Raw genomic sequence first — 24,687 nt, forward strand, 5'->3', positions numbered from 1 at the left:
CCGCGGACGGCCCCGGCCCTGTGGTGCTCCGCCCGCCGGCTACTTCCGCAGCTCGACGGTGAAGCCGCGCCCGGTGGATACGGAGGGCGTCTTGATCTCTGTGACCCCGGTCGCCGGGTCGGTGAACCAGCCCGATCCGGCCGCGGCGAGCTCCGCCGCGGAGTTCACCCGGTGCAGCCGGCTGTGGTCCATGACCACCTGCGACGGGGCCTTCCCGCCGTGCACGGTGAGGTCGTAAGAGCGGGTGGACACCTTGCCGTCGTAATGCCCCACGCTCGCACCGATCCTGACGGTGGTGCTGCCCTCCTTGCCACGGGCCGGTGCCTGGACCCGTACCTGCTGGGTGGCCGAGGCTCCCTCCGCGAACTTCCTCGTCACACCGTCGTCCTCGTAGAGCGTGTACTCCGAGGTGCCCTGCGGGTGGATGTCGTAGCCGAGCCGGGACTTGTCCCGGGATTCCCAGGACAGCGTGCCCTCGGGCCACATCGGCACGATCGATCCGCCCCTGACGAAGAGCGGCAGGGTGTCGAGCGGTGCCTTGTAGCCATCGACCGTGGTCGGGCCCTGGTAGGTCCTGCCCGTCCAGTAGTCGGTCCAGGTGCCCTTCGGCAGGTAGATGCCATTGCGGACGTCCGTGTCGCTGTACACCGGCGCGACCAGGAAGTCGGGTCCGGCCAGGAACTCGTACTTCGCGTCCGGGCCGAGCGCCGCCGGGTCGTCGGGGTACTCCAGCGAGAGCGGCCGGACCGGGCCGACGCCGGTCCTCGTGGCCTCCTTCGACAGGGTGTACATGTACGGCAGCAGCCGCTCCTTCAGCTGGAGGTACTTGCGGTTGATGGAGGTGTACGGCTCGCCGTCCAGCCACGGCTGCTGGTCGTGCGGCTTCTTGGTGGTGATGTCGCTGGCCCAGCCGTCCATGGTCATGATGGCCGGGAGGAACGCCTTCCACTGCAGGTCACGGGTGTACATCTCGGGGTCGTGACGGTAGATGCTGCCGACGTCACCCGTGTTGTACGCGATGCCGGACATCGTCGCGCCGGCGTACGTCGGGATCTGCCAGCGGATGAAGTCCCAGGACAGGCTCTGGTCCCCGCTCCACAGCACACCGCAGCGCTGCGCACCGGCCCAGGACACCGGCAGCCAGACGAAACCGCGGGCGTCGCTGTTGTTCTCGATGCCGGCCTTCGCCTGGTCGCAGGCGTCCAGCGCGAAGCCGTAGCCACCGCCGACCCAGGCGACATCCAGCTTGCGGACGCGTACCCCGGCCTTGGCCTCCGCGGCCTCGTCGGGCAGTCCGTTCTGTGTCCAGAGGCCGAGCTGGGCATGGTTCTTGTTGAGGCCGGTACCCGTCTGGGCAAGGTCTTCGTATCCGCAGCCGTAGCCGTCGTTGACGAGCATCCAGCCGAGCGGCATCCCGTTGTCGACGTAGCCGTCGGAGACCTTCAGGGCGTCGAGGGTGTGGCGCTCGCCCCGGTTGGCGTTGTGGAGGTAGCAGTCGGCGGACCCGGGCTCCAGCCCGTACACCGGGGGCATGAACGGCTTGCCCACCAGCGAGGTGTACTTGCCGATGACCGTCTTGGTGTCACCGGTGAAGTAGTAGGCGTCCAGGCGCCGTTCCTGCTGACCGGTGCGTACCGGTGAGTCGAAGTCGTAGATGCCGGGCGTCATGGTGTTGCGGAACACGCCGTAGCCCGCCGTGGAGAGGTAGAACGGCTGGGAGTTGTTGTAACCGCCCTCGTTCCAGTTGGTGTTGTTGCCGACGTTCATCACCTGGCCGCGGTGCGAGAAGCTGCCGTTCTGCTCGCCGCCGCCGAAGAACTGCTCGTCGGTGCCGCGCTTCAGGCTCTGCCGCATGCCGCCGCCGGTCCAGCGCAGCGGATCGGCCTCCTGCCAGACGGCCGTGCGGTTGTCGGCCTTGTAGAGGGCGAAGCGCAGCGGCTTCTTGTACACGCGCAGCACCACGCCCTTGGAGCGGATGCCGTAATAGCCGCCCGCGTCGAAGGACGTGGTGTGCGGCTGGGCGGTGGGCTGCCGCCGGATCATGTGGCTGTCCTTCGGGTCGGCGATCACGCCGTCCGGGGATGCCTGAAGCCGCAGTGTGTCGTCGGTGAAGAACTCGGCGCGGGCCCTGAGCGCACCGGCCTCGAACTCGTACCTGCCGTGCGAGCCGTTGAATCCGGTGAGGTTCCCGGCGTCGGTGGCCTCTCGGAGGTAGGCCTTGCCGGTGAAGGAGTTGTTGTGGACGTCGTAGGGGACGACGACCACGTGGTAGGTCCCGGAGGCCTTCGGGATGACCGTGGACTCGGGGTCGGCGGTGCCCGCGCTGGAGGCCACCTGCTTGTCGGCCGAGTCGTAGATGTACATGTCGAAGTCGTCCGTGGGTGTCTCCCACTGGATGGAGACGGGGACACCCCCCTCGGGGTTGTCGTCCCACTGGCCCGCGGGCGGGTCGACGGTCAGGTCGAACCGGGCGCAGACCGCGTTGTCGGGGTCCTCGTCGGGTGTGCCGCACTTGGCGGGCGAGTCGACGGTTCCCTCGGCGTAGACCGGGCTCTGCCAGGTCACACTCTTCGTGGTGCTGTCCAGGGTGCCCGAGGGCGTGGCCGCGGCGTGCGCCTGCGGGGCCGGTGCGGTCAGGGCGGTGAGTGCGAGGACGATCACCGACAGCGTGCCGGCCGCCGCCTGGCTGGAACGGTTCTGAAGGATCCGCAAGGAGTGTTCTCCGTTCGTACCGAACAGTTAAGTAGGTGATGCCTGCGCAGACATGCTTGAAACTCCGGAGATTCGCGCATCAGAATTCACCGCCCGACCGGTGCATGTCAACGTTCCGGTGGGTGATGACCGCCTCGCCCGCGGCGTTGCGCCGATGCGGGCGGGGTGGGGAACAACCTCATCCTTTTGGTCAGCCATGCTCAGAAAACGGTCTCGCGAGATCGAAAAAATGGCGAGAACGGTCGCGAACAGTGCCGAAAGGCTCACTGAATTTCCTTATAGTGAAGCCGCGTTGATCAACCGACCACCGCACCGAGCGAAGCCTTCGTCGCAGGAGATTCCGTACGATGACGACGCCCGCATCCGCGGTGCCCGAGCGACCGTCCATGTCCCCGCCGCCCGCGGCCGGGGGCTGCCCGGTGAGCGGCGGCACGGCCGCCGTACCGCTGAGCGGTCCCGGGTTCCACACCGAACCCCAGGTCGTCTACCGCGCCATGCGGAGCGAACACGGCCCGGTCGTACCTGTCGAACTGCCCGGCGGGGTTCCCGCCTGGCTGGTCATCGGCTACCGCGAACTCCACCAGGTCACCAGCGACGGCGAGTTGTTCCCCCGGGACGTCGGGCTGTGGAACCAGTGGGGGAACATCCCCGAGGACTGGCCGCTGTTACCGATGGTCGGCCGCCCGATGCCCTCCATCTACTTCACCGCCGGGGCCGAGCACCGGCGCCACGCCGCGATGGTCGGGCAGGCCCTGGAGGACGTCGAGCACTTCGAACTCCGCAGAGTCTGCGAGGAATTGGCGGACCGTCTGACCGACGGGTTCTGCGACCGCGGTACGGCGGACCTGATCGCCGACTTCGCCGTACCGCTGCCGGTACTCGTCCTCGCCCGGCTGCTCGGATTCCCCGATGCCGACGGGCCGCGGATCGCCGAGGTGCTCAGGGACCTGGCCGACGGGGGGCCGGACGCGCAGGAGGCCCATCTGCGGTTCGGCGGGCACATGCAGCGGCTGCTGGCGGCCCGCCGGGCCGCGCCCGGAAACGACGTGACCTCGCGCATGCTGGCGTACGGCGGGGAGTTCACCGACGAGGAGTACGTACTCGACCTGATGGCCATCACGGCCGCGGGACACCTCACCACGGCCGACTGGATCGGCAGCTCGCTGCGGCTGATGCTCACCGACCACCAGTTCGCCGTCGCGCTCTCCGGCGGCCGGCACAGCGTGGCCGAGGCCATGAACGAGGTCCTCTGGGAGGAGGGTCCCACGCAGATCCTCGCCGGTCGCTGGGCGGCCCGCGACACCCGGCTGGGGGACCGGAACATCCGGGCCGGGGACATGCTGCTGCTGGGTCTGGGCGCCGCCAACGCCGATCCGCACATCCGGCAGCACCTCTCGGCCTCGCCGGGTCCGTCCGGCCACAGCGGCAACAGCGCGCATCTGGCGTTCAGCCACGGCGAGTACCGCTGCCCCTTTCCCGCGCAGGAGATCGCCGAGATCATCGCCCGCACCGGGATCGAGGTGCTTCTCGACCGGCTGCCCGACCTCGAACTGGCCGTCCCCGCGCAGGAACTGGTCCGCAGACAGTCCGCCTTCCTGCGGGGAACGACCGCGCTGCCCGTTCGGTTCGCCCCCGTACGTCCGACAGGAGACCCGTCTTGAACTGCCCGCACGCAGCAGCCCGGGAGACCGCTTCGAGCGGCGCGGCCGTCGTCATCGACCCACTGGTCCAGGACCTGGACGGTGAGACCGCACGGCTGCGTGACGCCGGTCCGCTCGCCCGGATCGAACTGCTCGGCGTCCCGGCCCTGGCCGTCACCCGGCACGCCCTCGCCCGCCGACTGCTCGTCGACCCACGCCTGGTGAAGGACCTCGACGCCTGGGGGCTCTGGCAGCGCGGCGAGGTCACCCACGAGTGGCCGCTGATCGGCATGATCGATGCCGGACGCTCCATGTTCACCGTGGACGGCGCCGAGCACCGGCGGCTGCGTACCAAGACCTCCCAGGCGCTCACACCGCGCCGACTGGAGGAAATACGCCCGGACATCGAGAAGTTCACCGACGAACTGCTCGACGCCCTCGCCCAACAGGGCGAGAGGAGCGAGAACGGTGTGGTCGATCTCAAGTCCGTGTTCGCCCAGCCGTTGCCGATGCGGGTCGTCGGCATGCTGATGGGGGTGGACGAGGCCGAGCACCCCATGCTGATGAAGCGGTACAAGGCGTTCTTCTCCATGCTCACCCCGCAGGAGGAACGCCTGGCGCTCCTCGCCGAGCTGGACGTCTTCTACACCGCTCTCGTGCGTGAGAAGGCAGCGCGTCCGGCCGACGACCTCACCAGCGCGCTCATCCTTGCCGAGGAGGGCGGCGAACCGCTCACCGAGGAAGAGGTGGTGGGCACCCTCAAGGCGATGGTGGCCGCCGGGCACGAGACCACGATCGGGCTGATCCTGAACGCCGTACGAGCCCTGCTCACCCACCCCGAGCAGCTGCGCAAGGTGCTCGACGGCGAGATCCCGTGGGAGACGGTGATCGAGGAGACCCTGCGCTGGGACACCCCCACCACCCATCTGCTGATGCGGTTCGCCACGGAGGACATCCAGGTCGGCGACGAAGTGATCGCGAAGGGCGAGGGAGTGGTGATCTCCTACCGCGCCATCGGTCGTGACACCGAGCACCACGGGCCCGACGCCGACGACTTCGACATCACCCGGCCGACCCCGATCCGCCACATGACCTTCGGCCACGGCCCCCACATCTGCCCCGGGGCGGCCCTGTCCCGCGTCGAGGCCGGGATCGCCCTGCCCGCACTGTTCGCGCGCTTCCCCGGACTGCGGGCGGCCGTCGCGGACGGAGAGGTCCGCAAGCTCCCGGTGATGACGCAGAACGACATGGAGGCCTTCCCGGCCCTGCTGCGCGGCTGAGACCCGGCCACCCGTCGGGCACCGCCGTCCGTGGGAGTCGGCGGCGCGTCCTGCGGCCCGCGGCGCCCGTCCGGCAGGCCCGTCAGCCCAGCGCGTCCGCCAGCGCACTGTCCGCCGCGGCGCGCGACTCCTGCCACAGCGTGGTCACCGGTTCCCACACGTGGACTCCCGCGGGCATGCCCACGGAGGCCCCGCGGAAGGTGACGCCCAGATGGGAGGGGTCCGCCGCGACGGACAGGCTGCCGACGACATGGCCCTCGCCGGCCGCCGGGTCCGCGGTGCGCACGGCGGCGTACGCCCGCTCGCCGCCGGCCAGTACGTAGGGTCCGCTCCCGGCGGGCGGGACCGCCTCGGCGGAGCCGTCCAGGCCCCTGAAGGTGATCGTGGGGATCCGGTCCACCACACAGTCCCGGGCGCCGTTGTTGGTGACGCTGATCCGGGCGACGTTCCGCTGTCCACCGGGTTCGGCGTGCACTTCGAGGGCCTTCTCCGGGCAGGTTCCGAGGCGGCTCGCGGTGCCGGCGGGCGCGGCGCCGGCCGTTGTCGGGGCAACGGTGCCGGCCAGGGCCAGGAAGGCCGTCACGGAGAGCGCGGGGGTGAGTGCGGAACGGAGGCGCATGGTGTTTCTCCCGTTGGATCGACAGCCTGCGGAAGCGGCCGGACGGCCCTGCCGGCCCGTGCGGCCGACAGGGACAGTGTGAACCGTATGACCCGATCTCCGCGACAGATCGGACATGTCGCTTCGCTGTATGCGGTGCCGGAGCGGGTCGCACGCGTGGACCGGGGCGGGCCGCCCGCTGCTCGCCGAGCCGAGCCGAGCCGAGCCCCGTCCCGCGCGCCGTCACCGCGCCCGGACCGTGGCCATCACCTCCCGGTCCGGCTGGAGCGTCAGCGAGGGCACCGGGCCGATGTCGCCCGGGTCCACGTCCAGCTCGAAGCGGCGCGCCAGCACCGCCAGGATCAGCACCGCCTCGACCATCGCGAACCGGGTGCCCAGGCAGACCCTGGGGCCGCCGCCGAACGGGAACCAGGCGTACTCCGCGATGTCGTCGCCCTCCTCCGGATCCCAGCGCTCGGGGCGGAACTCCTCCGGCTCGGGGAACCACCGGGCGTCGCGTTGTGTCACCCACTGGCTGGTCCACACCCGGGTGCCTTCCGGCATCGGCACACCGCCGATGTGCGCCCCCTCCTTCGCGACACCGGTGACCAGCCAGATCGTCGGGTAGAGGCGCAGCGTCTCCTTGACCACGGACTGGGTGTACGTCAGCCGTGCGTAGTCGTCGAACTCCGGCTCCCGGTCGCCGAGCACCCGGTCCAGTTCCTCGGTGAGCGCGGCACGCACCCGCGGATCTCGGGACAGCAGGTACCAGGCCCACACCAGCGTGGAACTGGTCGTCTCGTGGCCGCCGATGTACAGCGTGACCGTCTCGTCGCGTATCTCCCGGTCGGTGAGGTGGACACCGGTCTCGTCGACCGCGGTCAACAGCCGGCTCAGCAGATCGGGCCGCTCGTCCCCGCCGTCGCGGTGACGGGCGACGACCCGGCCCACCTCCGCGTCGATGACCGCCGCGGCCTTCTTGATCCTGGCCCGTCCGGGGGTCGGGACCCAGTCCGGCAACAGGGCGCCGATCCCGGCGAACTCCTTGCCGATCTCCTGCTGCGCCACATCCATCGCCCGGCCCATCGCCTCGGCGTCGGCCGCCGTGTCGACGCCGAAGATGGTGCGCACCGCGATCCGCTGCGTCAGCGCCGCCATCTCCCGTTTGACGTCGATGCGCTCACCGCCCGACCAGGTGTCCGCCAGCTCCACCGTGCTGCCCGCCATCGTCGCCGCGTACGACCGCACCTGCTTGGGCCGGACGGAGGGCTGCACCAGCGACCGCTTCCGTCGCCAGTCCGTGCCCCGGGCCACGACCACGCCGTTGCCCATCACGGTCCGGAAGGCGATGCCCAGGGCCGGCTGGTCGAAGGAGCGTTCCGTCTCGGTGAGCAGCTCGCCGATGCAGTCCGGATCGGCTATGTACACGCAGGAGTTGGGGCCGAATCGCCAGCCCACCATGTCCCCGTGGGAGCGCAGCCGCTCGAAGAAGGCGAGGGGGTTCTTTCCGAACTGCGGCAGGTTCCCGAGGAACGGCAGCCCCTTCGGGCCCGGCACGATCCTGTGGCTCCGCGGCTCGGCGACGACGGCCGGGCCGGTCTCCGTGGACATGAGAGTCTCCGCTCCTTGTGGCGCACCCGACTCGGTGCGCGGCGACCTGACATCAGTGCTACCGCCTGCCGTGGAACATGCCATCGGCCCTGTGCGGTACGTGAGTTGTCGAGACTAGTCGCGTGGTGCCGTTCCCGGGGACGGGCGGGCGGCAGGGATGGCGGAGAAGAGACGGTCCGCCACCGCCGGACGGCCCCGGGCCCCGGGCCCGTCCGGCGGTGCGGTTTCGCGACACGGGCCCGGTCCGGGGCCGTGTCGCGAGGTGCGCGGGTCAGACGCCCGGCGGAACCCGGGACGGGCGGCCGTTGCCGCGGGTGAGGGAGTAGCCGAAGAGCGCCGCCAGCGCCCCCAGGACCCCGCCGCCGACCGTCCACAGCCAGCGGTCGGTCCACCAGCCGGAGGCCCAGCCGTCCTCGGGCTCGCTGCCGAGCGAGACCTTGGACGAGGTGTCCTCGCCGCCGTCCGCCGAGCCGTCCGAGGCCTGCTCGACGGAGGACACGCCGGGTACCAGCGGCTTGGCGAGCGTGCCGTCGACATCGGCGGCGCCGCCCTTGTCGGCGGCCGTGATCTCGACCTCGGTCCGCACCGGGAGGCCGAGGTCGGCCGAGGGCAGATCGACGACCGTCAGGCGTACGTAGTAGCTGCCCGGCAGCGGGTCGTTGGCCCACGGCTCGGACCAGGCGCGGACGGTCCGCAGCACGCAGGTCAGCTCGACCGCCGTCGCGTCGGCGGCGGCCTTGCCGGTCTGGCGGCCGTACATGCAGGCCTGGCGGCGCCGCAGCCCGTCGTACACGTCGACCTGCCAGGTCGACGCGCCGTGCCGGGCGGCGCTCTCGGGCAGGGTGATCTTCGCCTTGACGGTGGCCCGCTGGCCGGCGTCGGCGGGGAACACCCAGTACAGGTAGTCGCCCGTGGACGCCCCGGCGGTGGCGCGCTGGTTCTGCTGGAGGGCCGTCGCCGTACGGAAGGTGGTGCCGGCCTCGGTGGGGCCGGCCCCGTCCTCGGAGGCGCTCGGGCCCGGGCTCGCCGACGGGTCGTCGGCCGCCGCGGCGCCCGCCGAGGTCAGCAGGGCGAGCCCGGCGAGCAGCGCACCCGCGAACGCACGTGTTCTACGCATCATCAGTTGGTCCTCCAGACAGCGACGCGCCAGCGCGAGATCCAGCCGAAGAGCAGGCCCGCGATCAGTCCGGTGAGGATCAGCACGCCCAGCAGCCACCAGCCGCGGCCGAGACCGAACGCTGCGGCGTCCGCGGCGGCGTCCGGGGCGTCCACCAGGTCCACGGTCAGCTCGACCGGCATGCCGGGCGAGGTCTTCACCGAGGCGGGGGCCGAGAAGGAGTTGCCGACCTGGATGCACACGGTCTCGGCAGCCGGCTTGTCATCGCTGTCCGCGCCGTCCACCTCGGGCTTGGGGTAGCGCAGGCCGGAGGAGATCGCGTCCGTACGGCCGGTGCCCGACTCCGAGCCCCGCACGATCTCCCGGCCGTGCACGGTCAGCGCGCGCAGCAGCACGCCGTAGTCGTTGTTCACGGCGCGGTCGGCGAAGACGCTGACCGAGGCGCGCAGTTCCTGGCCGGGCAGCACATCGACCCGGTACCAGCGGTGCTCGCCGAACTTCTCGCGGTCGGTGTACAGGCCGGGCTTGAGCTGCGGTGCCGAGGAGCAGCTGTCCGCGCCCTCGGTCGCCACCGGGGTGACCACGGGCTCCGCGGCCCGGTCGACCAACTGCTTGACGCGGCCGGAGAGTTCATCGGTGTGCTGGACCGCGGTGTACGTTCCGCCGGTGGCCTCGGCGATACAGGTCAGCTGTTCGCGGATCTTCGCGTTGGGCACCAGGCCCAGGGTGTCGATGACGAGGTGGATGCCGCGGGCCGCGATGTCGCGGGCGACCTCGCACGGGTCGAGCGGGCCGCAGGTGTCCTCGCCGTCACTGATCAGTACGATCCGGCGGGTGGAGTCACCGCCCTTGAGATCGTCGGCGGCGCCCAGCAGGGCCGGGCCGATCGGGGTCCAGCCGGTGGGGGCCAGGGTGGCGACCGCGGTCTTCGCCTCGGTGCGGTCCAGCGGGCCGACCGGGTAGAGCTGCCTGGTGTCCTTGCAGCCGACCTTGCGGTCGTTGCCCGGGTAGTCGGCGCCGAGGGTCCGGATGCCGAGCTCCACCTGCTCGGGCACCGCGTCCAGGACTTCGTTGAAAGCCTGCTTGGCGGCTGTCATCCGGGACTGGCCGTCGATGTCACGGGTCCGCATGGAGCCGCTGACGTCGAGCACCAGCTCGACCTTGGGGGAGGCTTTGGCGGGGGCTTCGTCGGCGGCGGCGGGGAGCGCCGAACCGAGCCCGGCGGTCAGAGTGGCGAGCAGGATGCCCACCCCGACCGTCAGCCTTTTTCTTATGATCATCGCCGGATAGTAGTGAAGATCGCTTCGCTACCCCAAACCGGTCCGGGGCCGGCCGTGGGACCGTCAGAAACCTCCGAGCAGTGGGCCCGAGGCCCGGTCCAGCACCGAACCGATCCGCTCCCAGGTGGCCGAGTCCCTTTCCATGGGCGGAAGTTGGGTGCCCTCGCCGGATCCCCAGACGGCGGCGGTCGCGACCGGGTCGGCTCCGGTGGCCGCAGCCGCGGCCAGTGCGGCGGCGCCCATCGCGACCGGTTCGCCGCCGCCGGGCACGATCACGGGACGGCCGGAGAGGCGTCGTACCGTCTCCACCCAGGACCGCCCCTGCGCGCCGCCGCCGATCAGACGCAGCGGCCGGGCGGCCACCTCGGGATCGGCGGGGTCGAGGCCGCAGGCCCGCAGCAGTTCGTCGAGGGCGCGCAGCACGGTGACGACGGCGCCCTCGTAGGCCGCGCCGAGGAGTTGCCGCGGCGTGGTGTCGTGCCGGAGTCCGGTGAGCAGGCCAGAGGCGGTGGGCAGATCGGGGGTGCGTTCGCCGTCGAGGTAGGGCAGGAGCACGGCCTCGCCGCCGGGGGACGTGTCGTCGCGGTCCAGGCCGAGCAGTGCGGCGACCTTGTCCACGGCGAGCGTGCAGTTGAGGGTGCAGGCCAGCGGGAGGTACGTACCGTCCGCCGCGGCGAAGCCGGAGAGCGCCGGTGAGTCGGGCCGGGCCCGGGAGGCGGCGAAGACCGTGCCCGAGGTTCCGAGGCTGAGGACGGGGTGGTCGAGGAGTCCGGCGCCGCCCAGCCCGAGGCCGACGGCGGCGCTCATGTTGTCCCCGGTGCCCGCGGCCACCGCGGTCGTGGTGGGCAGCCCGAGCGCCTCGGCCGCTTCGGCGGTCAGCGAGCCGACGCGCATCGCGCCGGTCCGGGCCACCTCGGGCAGCAACGCGGCGTCCAGACCGAGGAGTTCGAGGATCTTCGGGTCGTAGGTGCCGGTCGCCGTGGAGTACCAGCCGGTGCCCGAGGCGTCGCCGGGGTCGGTGACGGCGGTGCCCGCGAGCCGTTCGGTCAGGAAGTCGTGGGGAAGGCGCACGGCCGCGGTCGCGGCGGCGTTCTCCGGCTCGTTCTCCCGCAGCCACCGCCACTTCGACGCGGTGACGGCGGCCACCGGCACCGACCCGGTCCGCGCGGTCCACGCGCCCGGTCCGCCGAGGGCCTCGGTCAGCGCGGCCGCCTGCGGGGCGGAGCGGGTGTCGTTCCACAGCATCGCGGGGCGCACCGGTCGGCCCGACCGGTCGAGGGCGACCAGCCCGTGCTGCTGGCCGGCGATCGCGATGCCGGTCACGGCCGAAGCGGCGGCTCCGGACCGCGCGAGCCCGGCGGCGACGGCCTCGCACAGGGCCTGCCACCACCCTTCCGGGTCGCTCTCGCGGGCCCCCGCCCTGCCGCTGACCGCATGCGGGGCGCGGCCGACGGCGAGCAGCCGTCCGTTCTCGGCGTCGACGAAGACCGCCTTGGTGGACTGGGTGGAACTGTCCACACCGATGACGACGGTACGCGGCGGCATGGGCCCTCATTCCTGTGCTGTGTGCGGCGCGGGATTTGATCGTGTGCAGAACAAATTACGTCACACAGGGCCTGCCCGACAGTGATTCGCGGCGAGGGGTTACGTGTCCGGCGCGGCCCGTGCATCATTAGTCATGGCACTGAACAAATAAGGCCCGGTTGCCTCGACCGGCCCTGGGCCCGACGGCACCGAAGGCGGCCAGAAGATGACGGAACGCTTCACGCCCACCCCCGACGACAGGTTCACCTTCGGGCTCTGGACGGTGGGCTGGCAGGGGCGCGACCCGTTCGGTGACGCGACCCGCGCACCGATCGACCCGGCCGAATCCGTGCGGCGCCTCGCGGAGCTGGGCGCGTACGGGGTGACTTTCCACGACGACGACCTGATCCCGTTCGGCTCGACGGACACCGAGCGCGAGGGGATCGTGAAGCGGTTCCGGCAGGCGCTGGACGCGGCCGGGATGGTTGTTCCCATGGCGACGACGAACCTCTTCACCCACCCGGTGTTCAAGGACGGCGCGTTCACCGCCAACGACCGCGACGTACGCCGCTACGCGCTGCGCAAGACCCTCCGCAACATCGACCTCGCCGTCGAGCTGGGCGCCACCACCTATGTGGCCTGGGGCGGTCGCGAGGGCTCCGAGTCCGGCGCCGCCAAGGACATCCGGGTCGCCCTCGACCGTATGAAGGAAGCCTTCGACCTGCTCGGCGACTACGTCACCGAGCAGGGCTACGACCTGAGGTTCGCCATCGAGCCCAAGCCGAACGAGCCGCGCGGCGACATCCTGCTGCCGACCATCGGTCACGCCCTCGCCTTCATCGAGCGCCTGGAGCGCCCGGAGCTGGTCGGCGTCAACCCGGAGACCGGGCACGAGCAGATGGCCGGGCTGAACTTCCCGCACGGCATCGCGCAGGCGCTGTGGGCGGGCAAGCTCTTCCACATCGACCTGAACGGCCAGTCGGGCATCAAGTACGACCAGGACCTGCGCTTCGGCGCGGGCGATCTGCGCCAGGCGTTCTGGCTCGTCGACCTGTTGGAGACGGGTGGTTACACGGGCCCGCGCCACTTCGACTTCAAGCCGCCGCGCACCGAGGACCTCGACGGCGTCTGGGCGTCGGCCGCGGGCTGCATGCGCAACTATCTGATCCTCAAGGAGCGCGCCGCCGCGTTCCGCGCCGATCCCGCCGTACGGGAGGCGCTGCGCGCGTCCCGGCTCGACGAACTGGCCCGCCCCACCGCACAGGACGGCGTGGCCGGGCTGCTGGCCGACCGGTCGGCGTTCGAGGAGTTCGACGTGGACGCGGCCGCGGAGCGGGGGATGGCGTTCGAGGCCCTGGACCAGCTGGCGATGGACCACCTGCTCGGGGTCCGCTGAGCCGGGGGGCCCGCGGGACACGGGAGGCCGGACGGGCCGCCTCCCGTGTCCCGCTCAGCCCGCTGGGCCGGTCGCGTGGCCCGCGTACGCCACCGGGTCGGCCAGCACCTCGGTCAGCACCAGCGCCGCCGCGCCCCGTGCCGCGTCACCCGCGACGGAGGAGGCGCGCAGCCGCCCGCCGCCCGGGGACCAGAGCCCCGACACCACACGGCCGGTCAGTTCCTCGTCGGCGGGCGGCGACAGCCACGGCATCAGGTTCCGGTAGATCCCGCCGAGCACCACCGCGTCCGGGTCGAGCAGATTCACCGCCCCGGACAGCACCCGCCCCAGCATCCGGCCGGCCTCCGCGACCGCGGCCACCGCCCGTTCGTCCCCCGCCCGGGCGCGCCGCTCCAGCTCCGCCACCCCGGCCCCGCCGCCCGGCTCCCCGATCCCGGCGGCCCGCAGGAGCGCCGCCTGTCCCGCGTACTGCTCCAGACAGCCGCGCGAACCGCACCGGCACTCCGGCCCCTCGGCGTCCACCACCACATGCCCGATCTCCCCGGCGAACCCATGCGCGCCGCGCAGCAGTTCACCGCCGATGACCAGGGCGCCGCCGACACCGATCTCGCCCGTCAGATAGAGGAAGCTGCGGACCGCGTCGAGCCCGCCGAACCACAGCTCGGCCAGCGCCGCCAGATTGGCCTCGTTCTCGGAACGCACCGGCAGCGCCGCACCACCGGGCCGCTCGGCGGCGAGCGCCGCGGCGAAGAGTTCATCGGCCGGAACCCGGTTCCAGCCCAGGTTGGGCGCCTGGCGCACCGCACCGCCGGACACCAGCCCGGGCAGTGCGAGCGCCACCCCCACCGGGAACAACTCCTGCTCGCGCGCCGACTCCAGGGTGCGTGCGGCGATCCCGGCCGCCCGCGCCAGGACCTCGGCCGGTGGTGCGCCGCGATTGTCGAGGTGTTCGGTCAGCCGCACCCGTCCGGTGCCCGCCAGGTCGACGACGCACACCGAGACGTAGTCGATGTTGACCTCCACACCGAGCCCGGCGGGCCCGGTGCGCGCCACCTTGAGCGCGGTCCCGGGGCGGCCCGCCTGCCCGCTGAAGGTCTTGCCGGACTCGGTGAGGAAACCGATGCCGAGCAGCTGCTCGACGAGCGAGGAGACCGCGGCCCGGGTCAGTCCCACCCGCGCGGCGACCGTGGCCCTGGTCGCCCCGCCCTCGGCCTCGTCGCGGACGGCCCGCAGTACCAGGCTGAGGTTGCTCCGGCGCACGGTGTCCTTGTCGGCCTTGGGCCCCAGCGGTGTGACGTTGCTCTTCATGTCGGAGCCGAGCCTATGCGATCCCCTGTGCGATCCCTTTCCGCGATGCCCCCGCCCCCCGCCCAGAGGGCGCAGAGGAATCCGCCGTGGCCCGTCGTGCTGTCCGGGGTGTTGGAGGTGCGGGCGGCCACCCGGTAGCGGGTGTGGTGGCGCTGGAACGGTCCGGCAGGCCCAGACGCCGTACGACGACGCCAGGGTCCGCCAGGACGTCGTCGACACCTACGCGGCCCCCGCCGCCGGGTTCGGCGACCCGGGATTCCTCGCGCTCGGCCGGTACGGAGACGCCTCGGCACTCGTTGTCGAGGCACAGGATGTCGACTTCACCGGTCACACCGTCCACTGGACGGCGACCGCGCCCGACGGCGTGGTACTGGAACCGGCGAGCGGCACGCTGAAGGTGCACGGCACCCGGGGCGCGGCCGCCGGGGTGACGGTGCGCGCCACCGCCGGGGCAGCGGCCGGAGCGCAGCGGATCACGCTGGCCTTCCGGCTGCCGGACGGGACCGCGCTGGTACCCGCGCGGGTGGAGGTCGCCGTGTCATGACCGGGCCCGGCTCGTTCGCGGCGCAGGAGCCCGCCGCGAACGAGCCGGGCGCGTGGGGTGCCGGAACGTCCGGCACTCAGGCCTTCGCGCCGCGCTCCTCCAGCATGTCCGCCATGAGCGCGATCTCCGACTGCTGGCCCCGCACCATGCCCGCCGCCAGGTTCCGGATCGCATCCGTGTCCGCGGAGCCGGCCGCGGCCTGAGCCATCTCGGCGCCGGCCCGGTGGTGCGAGGTCATCAGCTTCAGGAACAGCACCTCGGCGTCCCTGCCCTTCGCCGCCCGCAGCCTGTCGAGCTCGGTGTCGGTCGCCATGCCGGGCATCAGCGAACCGTCGCCCCTCGGGGTGAAGGCGTGACCCATCCACTCCATGGGCGGAGCGGAGGAGGACTTCGCCCGGCCCCACATCTCCAGCCAGCCGAGCATCATGCCGCGCTGATTGGCCTGCGTGTTGATGATGTCGTACGCGAGCCGGCGCACCGCCTCGTCGGACGTGCGGTCCCGGACGATGAACGACATCTCGACCGCCTGCTGATGGTGGATCGACATGTCACGGGCGAACCCGACATCCACCGAGGTGTCCGAGGGCGCCGCCGAGGCGGCGGCGGAGCCCTTGGCGGACGCGGAGCCCGCGGACGAGGACGGCCGTACGAGCATGAGCACGACCAGGCCCAGCGCCAGCAGCAGCACCACACCGCCGGCCAGCATCATCGGGCGCGAGGAACGGATCGCGGACGTCACTGGGCGACCCCACCCGTGCAGGCCGCGCCGGGCTCCGGGGTCTGCGGGCCCTGCACGTACTTGGTGAAGAACTGCCCGACGCGCGCGTCGGCGGCGCCGGTCACCGTCACCTGCTTGCCCCAGGCGCTGAGCATGAGCGGGGCGGCCTGGTCCTCGACCGGGCTCATCAGCGAGTAGGGCGTCGACCCGACGCGCTCACGGAGCTTCTCGATGTCGGCCGGCTTCGCCTTGCTCGTGTATGTGACCCAGACCGCGCCGTGCTCCAGGGAGTGGACGGCGTTCTCCTTCGGTATCGCCTTGGTGTAGACATCGGCGTTGCAGTTCATCCAGACCGGGTTGTGATCGCCGCCCACCGGTGGGTTCATCGGGTAGTCGACCTTCTTCTCGACATGGTTCTGGGTGAGCTTGCCCCAGGTCCGCTCGCCCTTCACCGGCGAGGACTTGGCCTCGACCTCGGCCTTCTCCTTGTCGTCGGCGGCGGACATCAGATAGCCGCCGCCCGCGACGAGCGCCGCGACCACGGCGACGGAGGCGGTGATGGTGATGACGCGGCCGCGCCGCTCGCGGGCCCGCTCCTTGCGGCGGGCCTCCTCCAGCTTGGCGCGGCGTGCGGAGGTGTTCTGCTGCTTGGCGGATGCCATGGGGGAGTCCTTCGGTTCAACGGAAATGATCGGGTCGAGGGCATGCGGAGGCCGTTGTCCGGGTGTCCCGGGCAACGGGGGCCTGCCTCTAGATCCGTTGAACCTGCAGACGCAGATGGTCGACTTCCCGCACGGCGTCGTTGGACGGGCCGCGGATGGCGGCCGCGCCGGTCAGCGGGGCGACCGGAACGGTGACGGTCGTGCCGGGAAGGGCCGCGGGGGCGCTCTGGCCCGGCAGCACGACCGGGGTCGAGTGCTCGGAGGTTCCGTGGCAGGAGCTGCCCATGCCCCGGTCCTCGGGGGAGTCGGCCACCACGATCCGCGCGAGTGCCTGGTGCGTGGGTGTGATGGTCCGGGCGACGGCCGCCGGCCGGTTGTCGGAGGCGTGCGCGGCCGGGGCCGTGATCGAACAGCACGAGACCATGGCGAAGAGCACGAACAGCCAGCCGAACACGGCCGACGCGCAGATGCCCTGCGTCCGTCGGCGCGTCTCTTCGCTCGGCCCGGTCATCCCGCCATCGTACGCGGTGTGTGAAGTTTCAATGAGGGGGTGGAGGGGGTGGATGCCGGGCAAGTGCCCCCTCGCGCGATCGTCCGTGCGAGGGGGCACCCGGGGTGTGCGGCAGCGGCCGGTCGCTACGCGGCCGCTCCGGCCCCGGTCCGCTCCTCCGCCTTCTGCTCCGCCGTCTTCTCCTCGTCCGGGCCGAGTCTGGCGAACACGGCCGCGAGGACCACCGCGGCCAGCGCCCCGGCCGCGACACCGCTGCCGAAGACCGTGCGCGCCCACACCGGGAGGTCCGCGTACATCTCCGGGGCGAAGACCGGCAGCAGACCGACGCAGAGCGCCAGCGCGACCACGATGCCGTTGGTGCCGTGTCCGAGGTTCTCGCGGCTGAGCATGCCGAACCCCATCGTCGCGATCACCGCGTAGATGATCAGCCCCGCGGCGCCGACCACCGGCTCCGGAATCGCGGCGAGCAGCCGGGTGAGCGGCGTGATCAGACCGCACACGATCAGCAGCACCCCGGCACCCGCCGTGACGAACCGGCTGCGCACCCGGGTGAGCTGGACGATGCCGATGTTCTCGGCGCTCGTCACCATCAGCGACGTACCGAAGACCCCGGCGCCCAGCGAGGTCACCGCGTCGGCCCGCGAGATCCGGGGAACGTCACGGGCGGCGTCCGGTGTCCGGCCCACGGCCTCGCTGTTGAGCACGGTCTGGCCGGTGGCCTCCGCGAGCGAGGCGAGCGCGAAGACCAGCAACGGCACGGCGGCCAGCAGGTCGAAATGCGGAGTGCCGTACGGGAACGGGTCGGGCAGCGCGAAGGTGCTGCCGTGCGCCATGTGGAACGCCGTACCGCTGATCGCGGCGACGAGGGTGCCGCCCGCGAGGCCGAACAGCACCGACATCTGCCGCCACACGCCCCGCATGACGAGGAAGAACAGCGCGGTGATGCCGAGCGTGGCGAAGCCGAGCCCCGGTCCCGAGGCGATCATCGGCGCGGTGATCTTGATCATGTTGATGCCGATCAGAACCACCGTGGTCCCCATCACCAGCGGCGGGAAGAACCGCACCAGACGCCCGTACAGCGGCAGTACGAGAATCAGGAAGACCGCGGCGATCAGCACCGAGCCGGAGGCGGTGGCCGGCCCGTGCTCCTTCGCCACCTGGAGGAAGATCGCCACCGCCGCCCCGCCCGGCAGCATCAGGAACGGGAGCCGGGCACCGATGCGCAGCGCCCTGACTCCCAGCGACTGGAGCAGCGCCCCGACACCGCACAGCACCAGCGTCGCGCTGAGCAGCGAAGCCGTCTGGGCGGCCGTCAGCGAGAGCGTGGTGCCGATCAGGATCACCGAGGAGACGGGGGCGGCGATCCCGGCGAGCAGATGCTGGAACGCCAGGGGCGCCAGCCGGGGGAGGGGAAGCCGCTCGTCGACCGGGGCGACGGAGGCGGCCGGTGCGACGGGGGCGGCGGTGTCGGCGGAGGCCATGGTCCGGCTCAGCCCTTCGGGACGTCGAGCCAGGGGAGCTCCTGGGCCGAGTAGCGGTAGGAGCGGAACACGGCGTTGGGCTCCGACGGGAACAGCTTGCGCACTTCTTCTTCCTGGTAGCCGCCGAAGAACGGCACGATGTACTCCCAGCACAGATATCCGTCCGCGGTCACCTCGAAGAGGCGGCCGGCCGGGGAGTCCGTGACGAGCGTGTTGCCGTTGGGCAGACGCTGGGCGCTGCCCATGAACGGGGCGAAGAACGACTCGCGCGCCGGGTCGTGGTACTCCCAGGCAATGGTGCCACTGGCACGCTCGATCTCGATGACCCGGCTGAAGGGGACGTCCCAGTGCGGGCGGAAGACGCCGTTGTCGAAGACCAGGAAGTTGCCGTTCTCCAGCTCCGTCGGGCAGTGCTGCTGCGATACGACACCGGGCTCGCTGCGCCAGATGATCTCGCCGGTCCCACGGCTGATGACGACGACGGCCGAGACGGAGCGGAAGCTCGCCAGGATGTTGCCGTCGCTGGTCGGCAGCACGCTGTTGATCAGCGGGTAGTGCTCGCGCGAGTAGTCGGGGTGCAGCGGGAACGCCTCGCGGTCCAGGTGCTCGGAGACCTTCCACTCCCACACCGTCCTGCCCTCGGCGTCCACCTCCACGATGGTGTCCGCCCACACCGTGCCCCCGGGCTCCGAGCCGGGCACCCCGCCCCTGACCGCGGCGGCGGCCTCGCCGGTCAGCGGCTCCAGGGCGGAGTAGAGCAGACGGCCGTCGCCGTAGTGGTACGCGTCGTGGTGCTGGTAGCGGTCACGGTGCTCGCGGACCACCGTGCCGTCCGGGGTGATCTCCTGCATGATCCCGCCGCGGTACTTGTGCCACATCGGGAAGAGAGCCGGCTCGTCCGGGAGGACACCGCTGTACGCCAGGTTGCCGTTGGGCAGGATCCGGGCGTGCCGGCCGGGTCGGTAGGGGAGGTTCCACCGGTGGACGACCTCGCCCCGCATGTCGATGAGGTACACCTCGCCGCTGCCGGTCAGCGGGGCGAAGAGGGTGTATCCGCCGTAGCTGGCTTCCTCGTCCAGGGCCATGAGTCCGGTGCCGCGGCGTCGTCGCTGGTTCTGGTCCACGAGGGGCATGGATCGGTCCTCCCGGTTAACTTTTTTAGGTGGGACTTAAAAGATTAACCGGCCCGGTAGGCTGCTCTCCGCCCCGCCGGTTGTGGTGTGCGGCACTCAGGACACGGAGTGAGTGAGATGAGCGAGGCGGACACCCCGCTGGTCGGCCCGGGAATTCGCCGACGGCGCCGCGCCCTGGAGATGACCCTCGCGGAGGTCGCGCGGCGGGCCGGACTCTCGGTCCCCTTCCTCAGCCAGATCGAGAACGGCCGCTCCCGGCCGAGCATGGGCTCCCTCCAGCGGATCGCCGACGCACTCGACACCAGCGCGGTCCAGCTGCTGTCGGCGGCGGAGGCCCCGCGCCCCGTCGACGTGGTGCGCCACAGCTCCGCCGCCGTGCGCGAGACCGGGGCGCAGGGCGAGAGCGACGGCCGGATGCGCCCGCTGGTCCGGGGCCATCAGCGACTGCACGCCCTGGAGTTCACCGGTGCGCACGACTGGGGGCGGGAGTTCCGGCACCGCAACGACGAGATCCTGTACGTCGCCGACGGCTCGGCGGAGGTCGAGGCGGACGGCAACTTCTACCGCCTCGAACGGGGCGACACGCTCTACTGCGCGGGCGGCCTCGTCCACCGGTGGCGGCCCATCGAACCGGACACCAGGGTCCTCGTGGTCGGCATCGCCGATCATGTCCAGGCGACCGACGAGCAGGTGGGCTGACGGGCGGGCCGGCCGGTGTGCGACCGGCCCCGCCGGCATCCGCCCCCGTGCGAAGATGCGTCCATGCCGTACCTGGTGCCGCCCCACCTTCCTCCGGGCCGCCTCGCGGACTCCGCCCAACCGGCTCTGCCCGTCGCCGACGACCTGCTCCTGCGGCCGTGGCGGCGTCAGGACGCGCCGGCGGTCCTGGCCGCCTTCTCCGATCCTGCGATCCAGCACTGGCATCTGCGCCGGGCCGACAGCGAGGACGAGGCACGCGACTGGATCGAGCAGTGGCAGGACGCCTGGTACAGCGAGACCGCGGCCCACTGGGCCGTCGTGCGCCCCGGGGGAGCGGGCGACGGGAGCGGGGAAGTGCTCGGCCGGGCCTCGCTCCGCTCCCTGATCCCGGAGATCGGTCAGGCGGAATGCGCCTACTGGGTGCTGCCTGCCGCCCGCGGACGGGGTGTGGCGCCCCGGGCCGTTTCGGCGCTCGCGCACTGGGCCTTCGACGAGATCGGGTTCGAACGGCTCGAACTCGCGCACTCCGTGCGGAACGAGGCGTCCTGCCGGGTCGCGGCCAAGACGGGCTTCGCCCTGGAAGGCACCCGGCGCCACTCCCACCTGCACGCCGACGGCTGGCACGACATGCATCTGCACGCCAGGCTCCGCGGGGACGGGGCGAGCGGCTGACCGCGGCGGACGCGGCGACGGCCGTGCGCGTCACCCCCGCGCAGCTCCGCTGCTCAGTCCCGCTCGACGTCCACCTCGGTGAGCCGCGCGTACCGCCCGGGATCGGTGCGGCGGATCCGCAGTGCCACCACGAACCCGGCCACCAGTGCCACCGGCAGCGGTACCAGCAGCGCCGTGTTGACCGCACCCGTGCGCCCGGTGAGCAGATCGAAGTGGAGCGTCGCGAGCACCGACAGGACCGCGAGACCCACGAAGGCGATCAGCGGCGCGACCGCGACCCGCCAGACCGACATGCCGCACCGGTCGCGGCGGAAGAAGAAACAGACGGCGAGTGCGGCCAGCGCCTGCATGATCATGATGCCGAGGACGCCGGTGCTGTTGGTCCACAGGAAGATCTCGGAGTACGGATCCGCGCCGATCAGCGCACCGCCCACCACGATCACCAGGCCGAAGGCGCTCTGCACGACGACCGCCGTCACCGGTGAACCCTGCCGGGCCGACACCCGGCCCAGCCGGCGCGGCAGCAGGCCCTCGCGGCCCAGGGCGTAGAGGTAACGGGCCGCGGCGTTGTGGAAGGCGAGGGTGGCGGCGAACGCGCTGACCACGATCAGCACATGCATGGAGTCGGCGAGCCACGGCCCGACGAACCGGTCGGCCGCGTGGAACGTCAGCTGCGGGCCGTCCGACGACCGGGCCATCGCGACCGACCCGTCCGTGCCGAAGCTGCCCATCAGGATCCACACCCCGACGGCGTAGAACAGCGCCAGGAACCCGATCGCGACAAAGGTGGCGCGCGGCACCGTGCGTTCCGGGTCGCGTGCCTCCTCGGCGTAGATCGCGGTCGCCTCGAAGCCCGTGAACGCGCCGATGACCAGGACGAACATCCCGGCCATACCGCCGGAGGAGGCCAGCACGGACGGGTCGAAGGACGTGAGGTCCAGGGCGGCGGTGCCCCGGTCCGCCAGCACCCCGGCATCCATCACCAGCAGCACCAGGACCTCCAGGACCAGCGCCACCCCCAGCACCTTCGCGCTCAGCGTGACCCGCAGCCAGCCCAGCACCCCGGTACCCAGCACGCAGAGGGTCGACAGCGGCCACCAGGGCAGCTCCGCACCGGTGAGATCGCTCAGCGTCGTCGAGGCGAAGTAGCCGAATCCGGCGGCGACACCCGGGGCGACCAGGTTGTACGAGAGCGTCGCCAGGTAGGCGGTGGCGACGCCCAGCGCCCGGCCGAGACCTCGGGCGACGTACGCGTAGAAGGCTCCGGCGTTGCGTACGTAGCGGCTCATCGCGGTGAACCCGGCGGCGAACAGCACCAGCAGCGCGCCGGAGACCAGATAGCCGAGCGGGGTGCCGGGACCGCCGATGCCGATGGCGAACGGTGCGACACCGGCCAGCACGGTCAGCGGCGCGGCCGCGGCCACGACGAAGAAGACCAGATCGAAGGTGCCGATCTGCCCCTTGGCGAGGCGCCCGGCCGGACCGCCGGACGGCGGGGCGGCGTTCGGGAGGTCGGAGGAGGGGGAGGCGGGCGGCGGGACGGCCGTCGAGGGTTGCGTCATCGGTGGTTCCTCAGGTGCGAACGGGCGACTGGACGCCGAAGCTGCTGCCTGCACCAGGCATGGGTCAGCGCAAAAGACCAGTTCAGGGCGGCCGGATTGGGCGCGGCGCTCAAGCTATCTGGTATACCGAATACCAAGCAAGGGTCTGCGGAACCTTTCCGGAATCTGCGATGATCACGGCACGGGAGTCGGAAGAGACCGGCTCGGACGGGCAGGAAGCGAGTCCATGAGCAGCAGCCGAACCGCCGGCCCCACCGCCACCGGCACCATCGGTGCGGCACATCAGTCCCTGCGTGACCAGGTGTACGTGGAAGTGCGCGAGAGGATCATCGACGGCCGTTACCCCTCCGGGCACCGGATCGTCGAACGGGAACTCGCGGACGAGCTGGGGGTGTCCCGCATCCCCGTACGGGAGGCCATCCAGCGGCTGGAGACCGAGGGGTTCATCGCCGCCCAGGCGCGCAGGGGCGCGTTCGTCGCCCCGCTCGGCCCGGCCGAGGCCGCGGACTTCTTCGACATCCGCGAACACCTGGAGGCGCTGGCGGCCTCGCTGGCCGCCCGGCGCGCCGACCGGGACGGACTGCGCACCCTGGAAAGACTCCTGGACCGCGCCCGGCGCGTCGCGGACTCCTCCCGCCGGACCCGCGAACTGGGCTCGGTCCACGCCGACTTCCACCAGCAGATCGTCGTCATGTCCGGCAATCCGCTGCTCCAGGGCCTGATGGCCCCGCTCGACGGCCGGCTGCGCCGGCTCTTCAGCCTCACTTCCGAGCCGGGAGACGGTCCGGTGATGTGCGGCGAGCACGAACTGCTCTACGAGGCGATCAGGAGCGGCGACGCGGAGGCGGCGGAACGGATCGCCCGCACTCATGTGGCCGGGACGCGTGAGACCGCGATGCAGATGCTCGCCGCCGCCACCGCGGCCACCGACGAACCGGCGGAGCCCGGCTCCCGGCGCCGGCCCTGACCAAGACGACCGTCCCGCGCGCGACGTCGCGCACCACCGAAGGAGACCCCGCCCCATGGCGACGCCCGCCCCCGCCCGCCCCCACGTCCTGTTCACCGCCGTCCGCTCCCTCGACGGCCGCACCCGGGAGCTGCTGGTCTCCGACGGCCGGATCGCCGCGTACGACCCGGCGGAGCTGCCCGACGGCTGTGCGACCGTGGACGCCGCCGGAGCCCTCGCGCTGCCCTCGCCCGTCGACGCGCACATCCACCCGGACAAGTCGACCTGGGGCGGGCCCTGGCTGAGCCGCGAACCCGCCGGGACGCTGCGGGACCTGATCGAGGGCGACGTACGGGCCAGGAACGCCTTCACGACTCCGGTGGAGGAGCGGGTCGGGGCGCTCATGGACCGGGCCATCGCCCATGGCACCCGCGCGATGCGGGCCCATGTGGATGTCGCCCCCGTCCACGGCCTCTCCGGGGTGCACGGGGTGCGGGCGGCGGCCGACGCCCGCAAGGACCTCCTCGACGTCCAGATCGTCGCCTTCCCCCAGCTCGGCCTGTTGAGCGAGCCCGGCACCGCCGAGCTCATGGAGCAGGCCCTGTCCGAGGGCGCCGACGTCGTCGGCGGCCTCGACCCGGTCGGCATCGACGCCGACATGGACGGCCAGCTGGACTTCGTGTTCGCACTGGCCGAGCGCAAGGGCGTACCGCTCGACATCCATCTGCACGACGGCGGGCCCGACGGCCTGCGCCAGGTCGCCGAGATCGCCCGGCGCACCGTCGCCGCCGGGATGCGGGGACGCGTCACCCTCGGTCACGCCTTCGCCGTGGCCGAGCTCGAAGGCGCCGAACGCGACCGTGTGGCCGCGCAGTTGGCCGATGCGGGTGTCTCCCTGGTCACCTGCGCGCTGGGCGGCGACCCGGTCCTGGACCCCGCACGGCTCACCCCGCACGGTGTGCGGGTCGCCGTCGGTTCGGACGGGGTGCGCGATGCCTGGACGCCGTTCGGTGACGGCGACATGATCGCCCGGGCCCATCTGCTCGCCTACCGCACGGACGCCCGCACCGATGCCGAACTCGCCGCCTGCTACGAGGCGGTGGCCCAGGGCGGCGCCTCCCTGCTCGGCCTGCCCGCCTCCCGGCTGGAGCCCGGTGACCCGGCCGACTTCGTCCTGGTGGCGGCCGGCTCGCTGCCCGAGGCCGTCGTGGACCGTCCGGTTCCGGCCGTGGTCGTCCGCGCCGGCCGGGTCATCGCCCGCGAGGGCCGGCTGGTCTGAGGCGTACCGGACCG

21 protein-coding genes are annotated in these 24,687 nt (G+C 71.9%); 8 read left to right on the plus strand and 13 right to left on the minus strand.

From position 1 onward, the window contains the following. Positions 1 to 39 precede the first annotated feature (39 nt). Positions 40 to 2,712, minus strand: a complete 2,673-nt coding sequence (locus ACWCPY_RS16755; RefSeq protein WP_451265558.1) for a TIM-barrel domain-containing protein — start codon at positions 2,710 to 2,712, stop codon at positions 40 to 42. Between the two features lie 347 nt (positions 2,713 to 3,059). Here ACWCPY_RS16755 and ACWCPY_RS16760 point away from each other — a divergent pair, with 347 nt between their 5' ends. Together ACWCPY_RS16760 and ACWCPY_RS16765 are read left to right on the plus strand one after the other, a co-directional pair. Continuing rightward, positions 3,060 to 4,373 carry a cytochrome P450 gene (locus tag ACWCPY_RS16760; protein WP_451265560.1) on the plus strand — a complete coding sequence of 438 codons (1,314 nt, stop codon included), beginning with the start codon at positions 3,060 to 3,062 and terminating at the stop codon, positions 4,371 to 4,373. Beyond that, on the plus strand, positions 4,370 to 5,632 hold the full coding sequence (locus tag ACWCPY_RS16765; protein WP_451265562.1) for a cytochrome P450 family protein: 1,263 nt from the start codon (positions 4,370 to 4,372) through the stop codon (positions 5,630 to 5,632). Before ACWCPY_RS16760 ends, ACWCPY_RS16765 begins: the two co-directional genes overlap by 4 nt. A gap of 82 nt (positions 5,633 to 5,714) precedes the next feature. On the opposite strand, the gene ACWCPY_RS16770 is transcribed toward ACWCPY_RS16765, so the two are convergent. The 5 genes from ACWCPY_RS16770 to xylB all read right to left on the minus strand — a co-directional run bounded on the left by ACWCPY_RS16770 (position 5,715) and on the right by xylB (position 11,783). Next, the gene (locus tag ACWCPY_RS16770; protein WP_451265564.1) at positions 5,715 to 6,251 is read right to left on the minus strand and encodes a DUF4232 domain-containing protein; all 537 of its coding nucleotides are present in this window, start codon (positions 6,249 to 6,251) and stop codon (positions 5,715 to 5,717) included. A 222-nt stretch (positions 6,252 to 6,473) separates the two neighbouring features. Further along, the gene (locus ACWCPY_RS16775) at positions 6,474 to 7,841 is read right to left on the minus strand and encodes a cytochrome P450 (protein ID WP_451265566.1); all 1,368 of its coding nucleotides are present in this window, start codon (positions 7,839 to 7,841) and stop codon (positions 6,474 to 6,476) included. Positions 7,842 to 8,112: 271 nt separating this feature from the next. After that, positions 8,113 to 8,961: a hypothetical protein gene (locus tag ACWCPY_RS16780; protein WP_451265568.1), complete on the minus strand. Its 849-nt coding sequence runs from the start codon at positions 8,959 to 8,961 to the stop codon at positions 8,113 to 8,115. Beyond that, the gene (locus tag ACWCPY_RS16785) at positions 8,961 to 10,238 is read right to left on the minus strand and encodes a VWA domain-containing protein (RefSeq protein ID WP_451265570.1); all 1,278 of its coding nucleotides are present in this window, start codon (positions 10,236 to 10,238) and stop codon (positions 8,961 to 8,963) included. Before ACWCPY_RS16785 ends, ACWCPY_RS16780 begins: the two co-directional genes overlap by 1 nt. 63 nt (positions 10,239 to 10,301) lie before the next feature. After that, positions 10,302 to 11,783 carry a xylulokinase gene (gene xylB, locus ACWCPY_RS16790; protein WP_451265572.1) on the minus strand — a complete coding sequence of 494 codons (1,482 nt, stop codon included), beginning with the start codon at positions 11,781 to 11,783 and terminating at the stop codon, positions 10,302 to 10,304. 205 nt (positions 11,784 to 11,988) lie between these two features. Here xylB and xylA point away from each other — a divergent pair, with 205 nt between their 5' ends. After that, complete coding sequence (xylA, locus tag ACWCPY_RS16795; protein ID WP_451265574.1) at positions 11,989 to 13,158, plus strand: xylose isomerase; 1,170 nt, start codon at positions 11,989 to 11,991, stop codon at positions 13,156 to 13,158. A gap of 54 nt (positions 13,159 to 13,212) precedes the next feature. Here the strand turns inward: xylA and ACWCPY_RS16800 are convergent, their stop codons facing one another. Then, positions 13,213 to 14,466, minus strand: coding sequence for an ROK family protein (locus ACWCPY_RS16800; protein WP_451265576.1), 1,254 nt, complete (start codon positions 14,464 to 14,466; stop codon positions 13,213 to 13,215). A gap of 364 nt (positions 14,467 to 14,830) precedes the next feature. Between ACWCPY_RS16800 and ACWCPY_RS16805 the strand changes: the two genes are divergently transcribed. Further along, the gene (locus ACWCPY_RS16805; RefSeq protein ID WP_451265578.1) at positions 14,831 to 15,010 is read left to right on the plus strand and encodes a hypothetical protein; all 180 of its coding nucleotides are present in this window, start codon (positions 14,831 to 14,833) and stop codon (positions 15,008 to 15,010) included. 76 nt (positions 15,011 to 15,086) lie between these two features. On the opposite strand, the gene ACWCPY_RS16810 is transcribed toward ACWCPY_RS16805, so the two are convergent. From ACWCPY_RS16810 to ACWCPY_RS16830, 5 genes are all read right to left on the minus strand, one after another. Then, positions 15,087 to 15,749 (minus strand): DUF305 domain-containing protein, encoded by a 663-nt coding sequence (locus ACWCPY_RS16810; protein ID WP_451265580.1) that lies wholly within the window; start codon positions 15,747 to 15,749, stop codon positions 15,087 to 15,089. Further along, positions 15,746 to 16,390 carry a DUF3105 domain-containing protein gene (locus ACWCPY_RS16815; protein WP_451265582.1) on the minus strand — a complete coding sequence of 215 codons (645 nt, stop codon included), beginning with the start codon at positions 16,388 to 16,390 and terminating at the stop codon, positions 15,746 to 15,748. Before ACWCPY_RS16815 ends, ACWCPY_RS16810 begins: the two co-directional genes overlap by 4 nt. A gap of 88 nt (positions 16,391 to 16,478) precedes the next feature. Continuing rightward, the gene (locus ACWCPY_RS16820) at positions 16,479 to 16,901 is read right to left on the minus strand and encodes a hypothetical protein (RefSeq protein ID WP_451265584.1); all 423 of its coding nucleotides are present in this window, start codon (positions 16,899 to 16,901) and stop codon (positions 16,479 to 16,481) included. Positions 16,902 to 17,026: 125 nt separating this feature from the next. Beyond that, on the minus strand, positions 17,027 to 18,382 hold the full coding sequence (locus tag ACWCPY_RS16825; RefSeq protein ID WP_451265586.1) for a uracil-xanthine permease family protein: 1,356 nt from the start codon (positions 18,380 to 18,382) through the stop codon (positions 17,027 to 17,029). Between the two features lie 8 nt (positions 18,383 to 18,390). Beyond that, entirely contained in the window at positions 18,391 to 19,515 is a 1,125-nt protein-coding gene (locus ACWCPY_RS16830) for an aryl-sulfate sulfotransferase (RefSeq protein WP_451265588.1), read from the minus strand. 117 nt (positions 19,516 to 19,632) lie between these two features. On the opposite strand from ACWCPY_RS16830, the gene ACWCPY_RS16835 reads away from it, so the two are divergent. Both ACWCPY_RS16835 and ACWCPY_RS16840 read left to right on the plus strand, forming a co-directional pair. Beyond that, positions 19,633 to 20,214, plus strand: coding sequence for a helix-turn-helix domain-containing protein (locus ACWCPY_RS16835; protein WP_451265590.1), 582 nt, complete (start codon positions 19,633 to 19,635; stop codon positions 20,212 to 20,214). A 63-nt stretch (positions 20,215 to 20,277) separates the two neighbouring features. Further along, positions 20,278 to 20,886 (plus strand): GNAT family N-acetyltransferase, encoded by a 609-nt coding sequence (locus ACWCPY_RS16840; RefSeq protein WP_451265592.1) that lies wholly within the window; start codon positions 20,278 to 20,280, stop codon positions 20,884 to 20,886. A gap of 53 nt (positions 20,887 to 20,939) precedes the next feature. Here the strand turns inward: ACWCPY_RS16840 and ACWCPY_RS16845 are convergent, their stop codons facing one another. Continuing rightward, complete coding sequence (locus tag ACWCPY_RS16845; RefSeq protein ID WP_451265594.1) at positions 20,940 to 22,448, minus strand: APC family permease; 1,509 nt, start codon at positions 22,446 to 22,448, stop codon at positions 20,940 to 20,942. 226 nt (positions 22,449 to 22,674) lie between these two features. On the opposite strand from ACWCPY_RS16845, the gene ACWCPY_RS16850 reads away from it, so the two are divergent. Together ACWCPY_RS16850 and ACWCPY_RS16855 are read left to right on the plus strand one after the other, a co-directional pair. Further along, positions 22,675 to 23,415: a GntR family transcriptional regulator gene (locus ACWCPY_RS16850; RefSeq protein WP_451265596.1), complete on the plus strand. Its 741-nt coding sequence runs from the start codon at positions 22,675 to 22,677 to the stop codon at positions 23,413 to 23,415. Between the two features lie 55 nt (positions 23,416 to 23,470). Further along, complete coding sequence (locus ACWCPY_RS16855; protein WP_451265598.1) at positions 23,471 to 24,673, plus strand: amidohydrolase; 1,203 nt, start codon at positions 23,471 to 23,473, stop codon at positions 24,671 to 24,673. Positions 24,674 to 24,687: the final 14 nt, after the last annotated feature.

It is taken from the genome of Streptomyces sp. NPDC002403 (assembly GCF_053593015.1).